Origin of the sequence: Pseudomonas sp. GM50 (genome assembly GCF_000282375.1) — a bacterium.
Taxonomy (GTDB): domain Bacteria; phylum Pseudomonadota; class Gammaproteobacteria; order Pseudomonadales; family Pseudomonadaceae; genus Aquipseudomonas.
Genome location: NZ_AKJK01000078.1, coordinates 76,622 through 90,855 on the forward strand (window position 1 = coordinate 76,622; position 14,234 = coordinate 90,855).

The following is a 14,234-nucleotide window of genomic DNA, read 5'->3' on the forward strand; positions in this document are numbered from 1 at the left end:
TGAGGTTTATTCATGAATCTGTTCCAGCTACGCGCCTTCGACGCCGTGGCCCGCGAGGGCAGCTTCACCCGCGCCGCCGAGCGGCTGTTCATCAGTCAACCGGCCGTCACCGGGCACATCAAGGCGCTGGAGGAGCACTACCAGATCACCTTGCTGCGCCGTACCGCGCGGCGCGTAGAGCTGACGGAAGAGGGCACCAAACTGGCAGCAATCACCCGGGCGATGTTTGGCTTGGCCGAAGAAGCGCAGGTGATGCTGGAGGCCAACCGGCAATTACTGACCGGGCGCCTGGAAGTGGCGGCGGACGGGCCGCATATGGTCATGCCGATGCTCGCCAGTTTGCGTGCGCGTTATCCGGGGATCACCGTGAACCTGCGGTTGGGCAATGCCCAGGAAACATTAGCGGCGTTGTTGTCGGAGCATGCCGACGTGGCGGTGCTGACCGAGGTCGAGCCGCGCAAGGGCCTGCACCTGCAAGCGTTGAGCGAGTCGAGGATTTGCGCGTTGGTGCCTGCGGGTCATCCGTGGGCGCAGCAGTCGAAAGGGGTTCAGCTCAAGGATCTGGACCAGGTGATCATGGTCTTGCGTGAGCCGAGTTCGATTACCCGACGCACGTTCGACGAGGCGTGCGCTCAGGCCAGGGTCAATCCACGGGTGCTGCTGGAACTGGACAGTCGCGAGGCAGTGACCGAGGCGGTGGCTGCAGAGCTGGGCGTGGGTGTGGTGTCGTCGGTGGAAGTCAGCCACGACCCGCGAGTGGCGGCGGTGCCGATTATTGGCGAGGGGTTGGTCAATCGGCACATGATGGGGTGCATGGAGCGGCGGCGGGATTTGCGCTTGATCCAGGCGTTTTTTGGGTTGGCGCCTGGCAGATAGACCAAGGTGCCTGCATCGCGAGCAGGCTCGCTCCCACAGGGGAGCTATGTGGATCACAAATTATGTGAGCGATGTAGGGAGACCAAGGTGCCTGCATCGCGAGCAGGCTCGCTCCCACAAGGGAGCTATGTGGTTCACAAATTATGTGAGCGATGCAAAGCCAATGTGGGAGCGAGCCTGCTCGCGATGGGGCCGGACCTGCCTACACCAGACTCTCGCGAACCATCTCCAGAAACGTCGCCACCACCCGCCGCGAACTCTGTTCGCGCAAGCACACCAGCGTCTCCGTCAGCCGCCGTGTGCAATCGGTAATCGGCAACGCGCATACCCGCGAATCCGCGCCAAATTCAGCGGCCGACACCACCCCCACGCCAATCCCGACCACTACCGCCTCGCGCGCCGCTTCCCGGCCTTCGACCTCGATCGCCGGGCGGATGCGAAAACCGGCCCGGGCCATTTCCTCTTCCAGGGTCTGGCGGGTCACCGAACCGATTTCCCGCAGCACCAGCGGCGTGTCGTCCAGGTCCGCCAGGCAGATAGACTCGCGATCGGCCCACGGATGATGACGCGAAACGAACGCCACCATCGGGTCATTGCGCAGCGGCAACGAGAGCAAGCGTTCGTCGCTGACATCGCGCCCCAGCAAGGCCAGATCGGCCTGATAGTTAAACAGCCGAAACAGTGATTCGTCGGTGTTGCCGGTTTCGATCTTCACGCTGATGCCGGGGTAGCGCTCGCAGAACCGCGCAATCTGCGGCAGCACATGCACCGGCGCATCCACCGCCAGAATCAGGCTGCCGGTCTGCAACGCCTGAGACGCATGGAGCAACTCCTGGGCTTCAGCTTCGATGACAAACAGCCGCTGGGTGATGCTCAACAGACGTTCGCCCAGATCGGTCAGGCGCACCGAACGTTTATTGCGGTGGAACAGCAACACACCGAAACGCTCTTCGAGTTTGCGCACTTGATCGGAAATCGCCGGTTGCGTCAGAAACAGCCGCTCGGCGGCTTTGGTGAAGCTTCCGTGGACGGCGACGGCGTGAAAGGCTTTGAGCTGGGCGTGGGACACCGACATCGAACCTCCAATAACAAGCTGAGCTTATATTTGAAATACGATAAATCGATTTCACTTATTAGTCAGTTATTGTTTTTATCGCCTCAACCCCGGTGACTGCTCAGTCGAACAGCACTGGTGGCCATGAGCCTGTGCGTGCAATCAGCAGGACTCATCTGACCGGTATCGCCTTAGGGAACAGGCGATACCGCAGTGCTCAACAATAAAAAACACAGGCGTTTTCTTCCAATTCTGCCGGCACACTCACACCCTGAGGTCAGAACCACAATGAATAATCCCATCGGTACCATCAAGCGTTGGCGCGTGCAGATTTTCGCCATCACCTGGCTCGCGTATGCCGCGTTCTACTTCACCCGCAAAGCCTTTTCCGTGGCCAAACTGGGGATCGCCGAAGACCCCACCTTCACCCTCGATAAAATGGCCATGGCCAACCTCGATGCCATCTACCTGGCGGCTTACGCCATCGGGCAATTCACTTGGGGCATCCTGGCCGACCGCTTCGGGCCACGGGTCGTGGTGCTCGGCGGATTGCTGATTTCCGCGGCGGCCGCGCTGGTGATGGGCAGCTTTGCCACGCTGCCGATTTTCGCCACTTGCATGCTGATTCAAGGGTTGGCGCAGTCCACCGGATGGTCGGGGCTGTGCAAGAACATTGGCAGTTTCTTTCCCGCCGAGCAGCGTGGGCGGGTGCTGGGTTTATGGAGCTCCTGCTACGCCTTTGGCGGGCTGGTGGCCTCGCCGTTTGCGGGTTGGTGGGCGTATACGCTGATCGGCACCTGGCATGCGGCGTTCATTTCCAGTGCGGCGGTGGTTGGGCTGGTCGCCGTGCTGTTTTTTATTTTTCAATGTAACAAACCCGAAGACGTTGGCTTGCCGGCGGTGGAGCCGGAGCCGGAATTAACCGCCGAAGAGGCGCACGCTCAAAGCAAGATCAGCGTCCTGGAGCCGCTGCGGGAAATCCTGCGCAACCGCACGGTGTTGGTGCTGGGGCTGGCGTACTTTCTGTTGAAACCGGCGCGCTACGCGATCCTGTTGTGGGGGCCGGTGATCGTCTTCGAACAAATGCCGACGGTGGGCAAGGTCGGCGCGGCGATCATTCCTACCGCGTTCGAACTGGCCGGGCTGCTCGGGCCGATTCTGCTGGGGCTGGCCTCGGACAAACTGTTCGGTGCCCGACGCATGCCGGCCTGTGTGCTGAGTCTGTTGGCGCTCACGGTTTCCCTGGCGCTGTTCATGGGCGCTTTGCATACCGGCAGTGTCTTGCTGGTGGTGGCACTGCTGTTCGTCATGGGCCTGACCCTGTACGGGCCGGACTCGATGATCAGCGGCGCGGCGGCGATCGATTTCGGCACCGCCAAGGCCGGTGCCACGGCGGCGGGCTTCGTCAATGGTTGCGGTTCGGTCGGGGCGATTCTCGGCGGGTTGCTGCCGGGTTACTTCGATTCGGTCACGGTGTTCATCGTCTTTGCCGGCTGCGCGTTGTTCTCGTCGCTGGTGCTGATTCCCCACTGGAACAGTCGCCCGGCGGGTCTGCGTCCCGAAAGAGCATTTGTGCCTAACCAGCCGATGACCGTAAAACCCCTGCGTACATAAGGATTACCCCCCATGAGACCTTACTGGCTGGAACAGGCGCTGGCGGCCGAGTCCTGCGCGCCGTGCGAACCTTTACCCGGTGATACCCGCGCCGATGTCTGCATTGTCGGTGGCGGCTACACCGGCTTGTGGACCGCAATCATGCTCAAGCAGCAGAACCCCGAACTGGACGTGTTGCTGATCGAGGCGGACATCTGCGGTGCCGGTGCCAGTGGGCGCAATGGTGGTTGTGCGCTGTCGTGGTCGGCCAAGTATTTCACCCTGGAACGGCTGTTCGGCGTCGAGGAGGCGGTGCGACTGGTCAAGGAGTCCGAGCGCAGCATCCACGCCATCGGCGCCTTTTGCGAACAGTACGCGGTGGACGCCGATTACCGTCTCGACGGCACGCTCTACACCGCCACCAATCGCGCGCAATGCGGCTCGACCGACGCGGTGATTGCGGCGCTGGAGCGCAACGGCATCAATTCTTTCACCCAGCGACCACTGGCGGATGTACAGCGCATGGCCGGTTCCAGCAAACACTTGGAGGGCTGGTTTTCCCCGGCTGCTGCGAGTGTTCAGCCGGGCAAACTGGTGCGCGGCCTGCGCCGGGTGGCCTTGCAGTTGGGGGTGAGGATCCATGAAAACACGGCGATGACCGGCTTGGTGGAGGGCAAGCCAGCGGGGGTTAAAACCCCCAATGGCACGGTCCGCGCCGACCGGGTGGTGCTGGCGATGAATGCCTGGATGGCCCGGGCGTTTCCGCAGTTCGAACGCAGTGTGGCGATTGTTTCCAGCGACATGCTGATCACCGAGCCACGGCCGGAGCTGCTCAACGAGATCGGTTTGACCAGCGGCGTGACGGTGCTCGATTCGCGGATTTTTGTGCACTATTACCACAACACCCCGGATGGTCGAATCATGCTCGGCAAGGGCGGCAATACCTTCGCCTACGGTGGGCGAATGCTACCGGTGTTCGATCAGCCATCGCCCTATGCCGGCTTGTTGCAGCACAGCCTGAGCGAATTCTTCCCGGCGTTCGCCAAGGTCAAGGTCGAGGCCACCTGGAACGGGCCGTCGGATCGCTCGGTCACCGGTTTACCGTTCTTCGGCCAGATGAGCGCCAGCGGCAATGTGTTTTACGGTTTCGGTTACTCCGGCAGTGGGGTCGGGCCTTGCCATATGGGCGGACAGATTCTCGCCTCGATGGTGCTGGGGCTGGACAATGCCTGGACCCGTTCGCCGTTGGTGAATGGCCCGTTGGGATTTTTTCCGCCGGAGCCGATCCGTTATCTGGGTTCGCTGATGGTGCGCAACGCCATCCGCCGCAAGGAGCGCGCCGAGGATCACGGGCGCCGGCCACGGCACCTCGACGTGCGCCTGGCGAAGTTTGCCGCGGCGGCGGGCAAGGCCGACAAGGGATGAAACTCAAGGTACGAGATCCGAGCGGTTGACCAGCCAATCGAGCAGCAGACGGCCATCGCGGCGTGGCTCGGGAGCAGGCCGGGAAGGCTGGGGATGGCCCATGCCGGCACACAGCACCGGCCGGTCCGGGTCACTGTCGAGAAAACTGATCAGCACTTCGGTGCCGGCCATGGGCAACTTGGAGGAATCGATCCGCCCATCCAGCGTGGCGAGGGCGACCGGTAGCCAGAAACCGGCGGATTCGTCCGCCTCGAACGCCGGCGCTGGCCATAGCCTGACCTGTATCCGGCCCTGCTCATCGAGCGTCGCCGGTTGCCCGACGGGGCCCAGCACCCGGGCGGTCTGATAGCCCGGGATGCTCGGCCTGGCGTGTTTGAACGCCGGCCTGAAGACCGTTGACCAGGGGATGGCCGTGAACTGATTGCTGTAGCGCCGGGCAATGCCAGGCTGGTCCTCGGCAAGAATCGACGGCTGTTGTCCTTGGTGCCGGATATCGGTGAGCAGCCACTGATCGTTGAAACTCGAGAGCGGGTGCTGCGCCACTTGCAGGATCCGTCCGCTGCACAGTTCGCTCTGGTTGCTTTGGCCGTGGATCTGCCGTTGCTGGCAACGCAGGCGTTCCAGTCGTCGGCGGCTGAGCTGATCGTGATGAAGCTGTGCGGGCGCGGGGCGTGCCGTCACCGGGCCCGTTCTGGCGAGCGTGTGGTTGGCCGCGCCATCGCCGATCACCTGTGCGCCGCGGTTTCTGGCCTCCCATCGTGCGGGGGAGGGATCCGGATCATGGCGCTGGAACAACTCGCTGATCACCGGCAAGACAGAGTCGTTGAATGCGTCGTCCTGGAACGGCATCAGCAGCGGCGCCTGGGGGAAACTCAGGCTGTCATCGGCCAGCACCAGCACGTGCCCGTCGTGCTGATGTTCGAAGTGATAGTGGATGCCTTCTTCTTCACACAGCCGCTGCATGAAGGCCAGATCGCTCTCGTCGTATTGAATGCAAAAAGGCCGGGGCGGGTAGCACCCGTTTGCCAGTTCGAAGCGGTAGCTGTGCCCGGGCAATTGATGCTCCTCCAGCAACTGGCGCACGATCGCGGGCACGCTGAGACGATGAAACACCCGACGCGAGCTGTGCAGGTGAAGTTGTTGAAGATGGGGCGCCAACACCAGGGAGTAGCCGACCCGGTGCGGGCCGCGATGTTCGCGACTGATGCTGTGGATCACACCGTGAATGCCCTGGTTATCCGTCAGCGTCAAAAACGCCGGTTGTTGCAGCCATTGGTTGAGGTGCATCGCCGGGGCGAGGCCGATCACGTCGATGTCGAATCGATAGGGCTGGTTGAGACCTTCACGGCCACTGAACTGCAACACCTGCAAACACAAACCGCCGTCGAGCAGTGTCAGGGTGAAGGGACTTTCCTTGTCGTTATGCATCGAACGCGCTTCTGCCAGGGAGGATGGGCGCAGAGGGTACGAAACCACAGCCCTTAAGCGTCACCGTAAATCGACTTTTCAGAATTGCCCTACAAGCGCTGGTGAAAATGTCGATCGGTCTTGGGGTAAAGATCTTGGAATTTTTGGTCGATTGGCATCTTTAGGCCGTATAAACTTGCGCAACGCGTCGGCCAATAGATGTCTCGGCGCCACAGATCAAGAGAGTGAGTAATGGGCGCACAGTGGAAGGTTAAACACAAAGAAGCGGCAGCCAACGCCAAAGGCAAGATCTTCGGCAAACTGGTGAAAGAAATCACCATCGCTGCCCGCAACGGTGCCGATACCACCACCAACGCACACCTGCGTCTGGTGGTCGAACAGGCGAAAAAAGCCTCGATGCCCCGCGAAACCCTGGAACGCGCGATCAAGAAAGGCTCCGGCCAGCTCGGCGAAACCGTGCAATACCATCGCGTGACGTATGAAGGGTTCGCACCGCATCAGGTGCCGCTGATCGTTGAATGCGTGACTGACAACATCAACCGCACCGTCGCTGAAATCCGCGTCGCGTTCCGCAAGGGCCAGTTGGGCGCTTCCGGTTCCGTGGCCTGGGACTTCAACCACGTCGGCATGATCGAGGCGTCCCCGGACAGCCCTGACGCCGATCCGGAAATGGCCGCAATCGAAGCCGGCGCCCAGGATTTCGAGCCGGGTGAAGACGGCGCGACGCTGTTCCTGACCGAACCTGCGGACCTGGATGCGGTACAGAAAGCGCTGCCGGAGCAGGGTTTCACCGTGTTGTCGGCCAAGTTGGGTTACCAGCCGAAGAACCCGGTCAGTGGCCTGAGCGATGAGCAGATGGCGGAAGTCGAAGCGTTCCTCGAAGGCCTCGATAACCACGATGACGTGCAGGACATGTTTGTCGGGTTGGCGGGTTAATCTGCTTCTTCAGTGACAACGCCATCGCGAGCAGGCTCGCTCCCACAGGAGATTTGTGAACGCCACAGATCAATTGTGGGAGCGAGCCTGCTCGCGATTGACCGCGCAGCGGTCACCGTCCCTTTAATTCCCGCACAACCTCGCTGAACCCCGGCCGTGCCAGCACATCTGGCTGACAGCAACGCTGTTGTAAACCCTCTAATGCGACGCGCTGTTCATCGCTCAGCCCCGAGTCGATCCGCGCCAGCAATTCCCCCAGCAGTACTCCGAATGCCCGCACCTCGATCCGTTGCAGCGCGCGGCTTTCAAGGCTGTCCGAGGTGGCATGGAACGATGCCGCGCCAAAATCCCCCAGCAGGCAATCCCCGTGCTCGTTCCACAGAATGTTATGGCCGTAGAGGTCGCCGTGGGTGATGCCTTGGCGGTGCAAATGTTCAGCCACTGAAGCAATTCCGTTGGCGATGCACAGCGCCACGTCAGCGCTGAACCGGGTGTCGTCGGCGTAGACGTCGCGGGTGCAGGACGCCAGGCTCGGCAGCCCGGCCAGGTTGCGGTAACTCGGATCGATCAGTTGCATCACCAGTCCGGCCGTTTGCTGCGGGTGATCGACAATTCGGCCCTCGACCCGGATCAGGTTGGGGTGGATGCCGGCAGTGATGCAGGCGTTCATTTCGTGCAACGGCGAGCCATCGCTGGTCATTTCGCCTTTGTAGAGTTTCACCGCAACCTGTTTCGTCTGCCCCCACAATGCCTGATGAATAACCCCCGACGCGCCTTCGCCGAGTTTTTTCTCAAGGTTTAGTTGGGACCAGGGAATGCTCGCCGTGGCTTCAAGTGCAGCCGCATCGGCTTCGGTTTCCAGCGGGTTACCGGCGTACGCCAGCCAAGTCAGGCTCGGCAGGGTCAGCAGCCACTCGGGAAGCTCGGTGAGCTGATTGGCGGCGATGCGGATCAGCTCAAGTCGATGGCAATGGCTCAGGCTTTCGGGGAGACGCTGTAACTGGTTGCCGGCGAGCATGAGTTTTTGCAGATGCGGGCGTTCACCCAGTTCGGTCGGCAGTTCGGTGATGCGGTTGTCAGTCAGGATCAACCAGCGCAGCAGTGGCGGCAGGGCGGCGGCGGGCACATTTTCGATGGCATTGGCCTTGAAACCGATCATCGTCAGCGCGGCGCATTGACCGAGGCAGGCGGGCAGTTCGGTGAACTGATTGTCCGAGCAGAACAGCACACGCAGGCGGGTCAGACGGTGCAGGTCGTCCGGCAAGCTGCGCAAGGCGTTGCCGCTGAGGTTGAGCACTTCCAGCGAGTCTGCCAGGTCGAAAATTTCCCGGGGGAACTCGGTCAGGCCGCAGGACAAGTCCAGACGGGTGATGCCCGACAGTTGGCCGGCGCGCAGTTGGGCGAGGGTATCCATGGGCAGGTTCGCTATTGATCAGGAGGAGGGCGCGGGGGCCTGGAAATGGGCGACATGATAGCGGGAAAGTTGTGGTGGCTGTCAGGGCGCCTTCGCGGGCAAGCCTCGCTCCTACAACGGTTTTGTGTTGTACCTCGATCCCTTGTAGGAGCGAGGCTTGCCCGCGAAGAGGCCGGTCGCCCAACACAAGAGTCTTGATCAAACCTATTCCTTGACCTCCACCAACTGCCCCAACCGGCTGCGCGTACGCGCCAGGTCGATAGCATCGCCACCCAGGCTTTCGCGCAATGACTGGTGACCAAGCAGAATCAGGTGCTTGTCCTGGTCGTACAAGACGTCGATCAGGTTGATGAAGCGTTGCTGGGCGGCGATTGAACAGTCGGCGAGGCTGGGCAGTTTGTCGATGATCCAGCGATCGAAATGCCGGCACAGTTCGAGGTAGTCCATGACTGCGGTAGGGTGTTCGCACAGGTCGGCGAAGGTGAAGCCGACGCTTCGCCCTTCACAGTATCGGGCTTGCAGGTGCCGTGTCCCGATGGGCAGTTGAATCGCCGGTGCATCGTGTTCGAGCAGTTGCAACACCTGACGCTGGGCCGCCGTGGCCGGCCAGACGTACTGGCCTTGGGTGAACAGCTGCTGTGCGTGGGCGCGCGCCTGACTGCGGTAATCATGCGGGCCGCCGACTTCCATCACCTGCATGCGCGTGTTGATCAGGTCGATCACCGGTTTGAAGCGTTCGTGGTAGAGCGGGTTGGGCAGCAAACCTTCTGGCGGGTAGTTGGAGGTCACCAGCAGCACAATCCCCCGGCGAAACAGCGCCTTGAACAGCCGCGTGATGAGCATCGCATCGCCGATGTCATGTACGTGGAATTCATCGAAACACAGTACCCGGCAATCTTGCAGCAGTTCGTCGAGGGTGGTCGCCAGCGGGTCGGGCTGATTGCGTTGGCTGAACATACCCTGGTGCAGTTGCGCAAAAAACTCATGGAAGTGCAGGCGCTGTTTTTCCACGATGGGGATGGCCTGGAAAAAACCGTCGAGCAACCAGCTCTTGCCGCGCCCGACTGCACCATAGAGGTAAAGACCGGGGAGTGTCGGGGCCGATGTGCCCAGCAGCGCCGAAGCGTGCTGCGTCATGCACTCGATCACTCGCTGCTGGCTGTGACTGAGGGTGTAGCCCTGGGTATGGGCCTTGTGGTGGAAGTAGTCGTGGATCACCCGACCCTGCGCGCTGCCACTGGCCGGCGCCGCAAATGCCTTGCCGAAGAAACGGCGTAGCGCGGGCCAGCGTGGTGTAAGTCGCGGACGGTTGGGTGGTCGAATGGCCACTGTGAAGTCACCCCGTAGTCTTAAGGCCGCTCCCAAGCTGCGGCGGCGTAGTGTAACCAAATGGGGAATTTGCCTTCCACTGGTGTTGCTGAAGCTACTGTGGTGAGAAGGTTTTTGTGGCAAGGGAGCTTGCCTGTGGCGAGGGGGCTTGCCCCCGTTCGACTGCGTAGCAGTCGCCCCCAACCATTCCCCCCGGTATTTCTGATAAACCGGGGTGTATGGTTTTGGGGCTGCTTCGCAACCCAACGGGGGCAAGCCCCCTCGCCACAGGTTTGGGGCGGTCAGCTATTTAGCGCTCGATACTGCGATTCCACCGGGCATTCCACGCCGGGCGCTGTTCGTTGACCTGATCCCAGTCGATGGCGATCGCGGTCGTCAGATACTGCTTCATCGCCTCGACCTGACCGCGGGTCTTGTCGGTGGTTGGCGTATTCGGGTTGGACGGAATCTGATCGCCGTCTTCAAGCGCGGCCGCTTGCGCTTCGGGCGTCAGCAGGAAGGCGGCGAGTTTCTGCGCCAGTTCCGGTTGGGTATTGTTGGCGATGGCGCATTCGGCAACGTTGAGCACCACGGAGCCTTCCTTCGGCTGCGCATATTCCACCGGCATACCTTTCAGTTTCAGCGCGGTAACCTGGGTCGGCGTCAGCGGGAATAGCGCCGCTTCGTCGGTCTGGAGCATTTCGGAAATCTTCGCCGAACTCGGAATGTACTCCAGCACGTTGCGCCCGACGGTGTTCGGCCAAGCCTTGAACCCTGGTTCGACGTCGGTTTCGCTGCCGCCCTGAATCCGGTTGAACATCAGGAAACCATGCAGGCCGAAGGTCGACGAGGCCATCGACTGGAACACCAGTTTGTCCTTGAAGCGTGGGTCGGCCATGTCCATCCATGAGGTCGGCGCGCTCCAGCCTTTTTCCTTGAACAACCGCGTGTTGTACGCCAGCCCGGTGACCCCGAGGCTGACCGCCACGGCTTGATCCTTGATGCGGCCCTTGGCCGGAATCTGCGCCAGGGTCGGGCTGTCTTCGAGTTTGTCGCACAAGCCCATGGCGATGGCGCGGTACATGATGCCGTCGTCGAGGAACATCACGTGCATCTGCGGGTTGCCTTTGCTGGCCTGGACCTTGGCCAGAATATCGGCGGAGGTGCCGGGCACGATCACCACTTTGACGTTATTGGCTTTCTCGAAAGCCGGCAGCACCTTGTCGGCGTAGAGCCGCTCCATGGTTCCGCCGTTCATACCCAGGTAAAGCGTCGGTTCGGCGTGGGCCTGAGTGACCGTGAGCAGAGCGCTCATGCAGGACAAACCGAGCAGTGCAGTGCGTTTGAGGTTATTCATTGGCGCGACCTTCCTCTATCAAGCAACGGAGATGGAGTGAAACCGGGTGATGGAAAACGCATCCAGCGGCGTCTTTGACGCGCCGCTACAGATGATCTCGGTGAGCGCCTGGCCCACCGCGGGCCCGATCTGAAAGCCTGCGCCGGCAAAGCCGAACGCGTGCAACAGACCGGGTTGGGTGCTGCTGTGGCCGATCACCGGTTGGCGATCGGGCAGATAACCTTCGGTGCCGCTCCAGGTGCGAATCGCCTGGGCGCCCTCAAGAAACGGGTAGAGCTCGACGGCCTGGCGCAGGATCTCGATCACTGCGTTCTGACCAGGCCGGGCGCGGGCGTCATCGAGGGCAAAGCCCTGGCCGCCGCCCAACACACAATTGCCGCGAGCGACCTGACGGGCATAAATGCCGCCACCCTCGACGCCGGTGCTGGCATTCATCACCAGCGGCAACGGTTCGGTGACCAGCATCGCCGGGTGCCCGGCGTGCATCGGCACCGCTTCGTCGAATTGCGCGGCAAGGTTTCCGGCCCAGGCGCCGGCGCAGTTGAGCAGCCAGGGGGCTTGCAGCTCGTGGCCGGTTTGAGTGCTGACGCGAAAGCGCTGACCGTCATGCTCCACCGTCGTTACTGAGCATTGTTCATGGATTTGCGCACCGTGCCGACGCGCCGCCTGCGCGAAGGCGGGGGACACCAGGCGCGGGTTGGCGTGGCCGTCGTCTGGGCACAACGATGCACCGACCGCGACCTCTCCGACCCATGGAAAACGTGCGCGCAACTCATTGCGCTCGAGTACCTGCAAATCGAGGCCGAAGCCCTGGCTGCTGGCGGCGTAGGCCTGCAAGGCGTGCAGGTCGTTGAGGCTGCGGGCGAGTTTCAGGTGACCGCTGCGCTGGTACTCGCCGTCGATGCCGATCAACTGCGGCAGTTGCCCCCATATCTCGTGAGCCCGTTGCGACAGCGGCAATTGCGACAGAGGTCGGCCCTGACGACGCACGCCGCCGTAGTTCACGCCGCTGGAATGTGAACCGCAAAAATCCCGCTCCAGCAGCGCAACGCGACGGCCGGCCTTGCTCAGAAACAGAGCGGCGGAAGCCCCGACAATACCGCCGCCAATAATGATTGCATCGACCTCGATCATGGCTCGACCTCCAGACCGAACGGCAGGGGTTTGATCGGCGCCTGAGCCCTCAGGCGACCAATGTCGGAGATGGAGCGCCGGCTTTCGCAGGCAATGATTTCTGCGGCGGAGGCGCCGCACATTCGTCCCTGGCAGCGACCCATGCCGACCCGGCAATGGGCCTTGACCCGGTTGATCTCCCAATGGCCTTCGCGCACCACCTGGCGGATGTCGCCGGCGCGCACTTCTTCGCAGCGGCAAATCATCAGTTCATCCGCGGCGTCGGTGGCCCAGCTTTCGGGAAAGATAAAGGCGCGCTCAAGGCCTTGGCGGAATCTGCCGATAGTGTTAAGCGACTGTTCCAGCTGGGTGGCACGCTGTGGTGGGATCAGGTAACCGATGTCTTCGAGCAGCGCCAGGGCTGCTCGTTCACCGGCCATTTCGGCCGCGTCGGCGCCCATGATGCCGGCGCCGTCACCGGCCAGGTACACCTCGGCGATGCTGCTACGACCGGCACTGTCGCGCTGCGGCAGCCAGGCGCGGTTGAGCGGATTCCAGGAGAATTCGCAGCCCAGCAGGTCGGCGAGTTGGGTTTCACTGCGCAGGCCGTGGGCGAAGGCTACGGCGTCGCATTCGATTTGATGTTCGCTTGCTGCGTTATGCCAGTTCAGCGATTGCACGCGGTGTTCGCCATCGATGCGTTTCAAGGTGGCGCCCTGGTGCACCGGGATGCCGTGGGCGGTTAGCCAGGTGCGGTAATAAATGCCTTTGGCCAGCGTGGAGGGTTGCGACAGCAGGCCGGGCAGGGCACGGACCTGAGCGCGGAGGGGCGAGCTGTCGAGCACGGCGGCTACATTGGCGCCGGCCTTGGCGTATTGATACGCCACCAGATACAGCAACGGTCCGCTACCGGCGAACACCACGCGTTCACCAATGGCACAGCCCTGAAACTTCAAGGCGATCTGCGCCGCGCCGAGGCTGTAGACCCCCGGCAACGTCCAGCCCGGCACTGGCAGAATCCGGTCGGTGGCGCCCGTGGCGACGATCACACGGGAGAATTCCAGCCGTGTGGCCCGGCCCTCATGCAAGGTGTCGAGCGCGCCGACCTCGGCGTTCCACACCAGGGTGTCGGGGCGGTAATCGAGTTGCTCGCGCAGTGTGTCGATTGTCTGATGCAGCGCGCTGGCCTTGCGTGCTTCGAAGCCATATAGCTTGACCGCCGAACGCTTGAAATTGGCCGGCTGACGCCGATAAATCTGCCCGCCACCGCGCGCGGCTTCATCCAGCAGCACCGGGCGCACGCCGTGGGTGACGAGGGTTTGCGCCGCCCGGATTCCGGCCGGGCCGGCACCGACGATGACTACAGACTTCATACCCACCTCATATGTGATCGACGCCGAACCCTTGTGGGAGCGAGGTATGCCGCATTGCTTGTGATCGGCACGGAACCCCTGTGGGAGCGAGCCTGCTCGCGATGACGGCGGCCCATTCAACATCGATGCTGGCTGACAGATTGCTATCGCGAGCAGGCTCGCTCCCACAGTTGATTGAGGTATGCCGCATTGTTTGTGACCGGCACGGAACCCCTTTGGGAGCGGGCTTGCCCGCGATGATGGCGGTAGATTCAGCATCGATGGTGGCTGACAGATTGCTATCGCGAGCAAGCCCGCTCCCACAGTTGATTGAGGTATGCCGCATTATTTGTGACCGGCACGGAACCCCTGTGGGAG

At 62.0% G+C, this 14,234-nt stretch carries 11 protein-coding genes; 4 read left to right on the top strand and 7 right to left on the bottom strand.

The window, feature by feature from the left end:
- Nucleotides 1-12: 12 nt before the first annotated feature.
- Nucleotides 13-876, top strand: coding sequence for a LysR substrate-binding domain-containing protein (locus PMI30_RS10420; protein WP_008011446.1), 864 nt, complete (start codon nucleotides 13-15; stop codon nucleotides 874-876).
- A 202-nt stretch (nucleotides 877-1,078) separates the two neighbouring features.
- Here the strand turns inward: PMI30_RS10420 and PMI30_RS10415 are convergent, their stop codons facing one another.
- Nucleotides 1,079-1,951, bottom strand: a complete 873-nt coding sequence (locus PMI30_RS10415; RefSeq protein ID WP_008011448.1) for a LysR family transcriptional regulator — start codon at nucleotides 1,949-1,951, stop codon at nucleotides 1,079-1,081.
- Between the two features lie 267 nt (nucleotides 1,952-2,218).
- Here PMI30_RS10415 and PMI30_RS10410 point away from each other — a divergent pair, with 267 nt between their 5' ends.
- Nucleotides 2,219-3,544, top strand: coding sequence for an MFS transporter (locus PMI30_RS10410; protein WP_008011450.1), 1,326 nt, complete (start codon nucleotides 2,219-2,221; stop codon nucleotides 3,542-3,544).
- Nucleotides 3,545-3,556: 12 nt separating this feature from the next.
- Entirely contained in the window at nucleotides 3,557-4,948 is a 1,392-nt protein-coding gene (locus tag PMI30_RS10405) for an FAD-dependent oxidoreductase (protein ID WP_008011453.1), read from the top strand.
- 3 nt (nucleotides 4,949-4,951) lie between these two features.
- On the opposite strand, the gene PMI30_RS10400 is transcribed toward PMI30_RS10405, so the two are convergent.
- Nucleotides 4,952-6,376, bottom strand: a complete 1,425-nt coding sequence (locus PMI30_RS10400; protein WP_008011454.1) for a type VI secretion system Vgr family protein — start codon at nucleotides 6,374-6,376, stop codon at nucleotides 4,952-4,954.
- Nucleotides 6,377-6,607: 231 nt separating this feature from the next.
- Between PMI30_RS10400 and PMI30_RS10395 the strand changes: the two genes are divergently transcribed.
- Nucleotides 6,608-7,312, top strand: a complete 705-nt coding sequence (locus tag PMI30_RS10395; protein ID WP_007903391.1) for a YebC/PmpR family DNA-binding transcriptional regulator — start codon at nucleotides 6,608-6,610, stop codon at nucleotides 7,310-7,312.
- Nucleotides 7,313-7,424: 112 nt separating this feature from the next.
- On the opposite strand, the gene PMI30_RS10390 is transcribed toward PMI30_RS10395, so the two are convergent.
- The 5 genes from PMI30_RS10390 to PMI30_RS10370 all read right to left on the bottom strand — a co-directional run bounded on the left by PMI30_RS10390 (nucleotide 7,425) and on the right by PMI30_RS10370 (nucleotide 13,877).
- On the bottom strand, nucleotides 7,425-8,726 hold the full coding sequence (locus tag PMI30_RS10390) for a leucine-rich repeat-containing protein kinase family protein (protein ID WP_008011456.1): 1,302 nt from the start codon (nucleotides 8,724-8,726) through the stop codon (nucleotides 7,425-7,427).
- Between the two features lie 204 nt (nucleotides 8,727-8,930).
- Nucleotides 8,931-10,055: a cell division protein ZapE gene (gene zapE / locus PMI30_RS10385; protein ID WP_032835705.1), complete on the bottom strand. Its 1,125-nt coding sequence runs from the start codon at nucleotides 10,053-10,055 to the stop codon at nucleotides 8,931-8,933.
- 289 nt (nucleotides 10,056-10,344) lie between these two features.
- Nucleotides 10,345-11,391: an ABC transporter substrate-binding protein gene (locus PMI30_RS10380; RefSeq protein ID WP_008011460.1), complete on the bottom strand. Its 1,047-nt coding sequence runs from the start codon at nucleotides 11,389-11,391 to the stop codon at nucleotides 10,345-10,347.
- An 18-nt stretch (nucleotides 11,392-11,409) separates the two neighbouring features.
- Nucleotides 11,410-12,525, bottom strand: a complete 1,116-nt coding sequence (locus PMI30_RS10375) for an NAD(P)/FAD-dependent oxidoreductase (RefSeq protein WP_008011461.1) — start codon at nucleotides 12,523-12,525, stop codon at nucleotides 11,410-11,412.
- Nucleotides 12,522-13,877 carry an FAD/NAD(P)-dependent oxidoreductase gene (locus PMI30_RS10370; RefSeq protein WP_008011462.1) on the bottom strand — a complete coding sequence of 452 codons (1,356 nt, stop codon included), beginning with the start codon at nucleotides 13,875-13,877 and terminating at the stop codon, nucleotides 12,522-12,524. The genes PMI30_RS10375 and PMI30_RS10370 overlap by 4 nt, the downstream gene beginning before the upstream one ends.
- Nucleotides 13,878-14,234 lie beyond the last annotated feature (357 nt).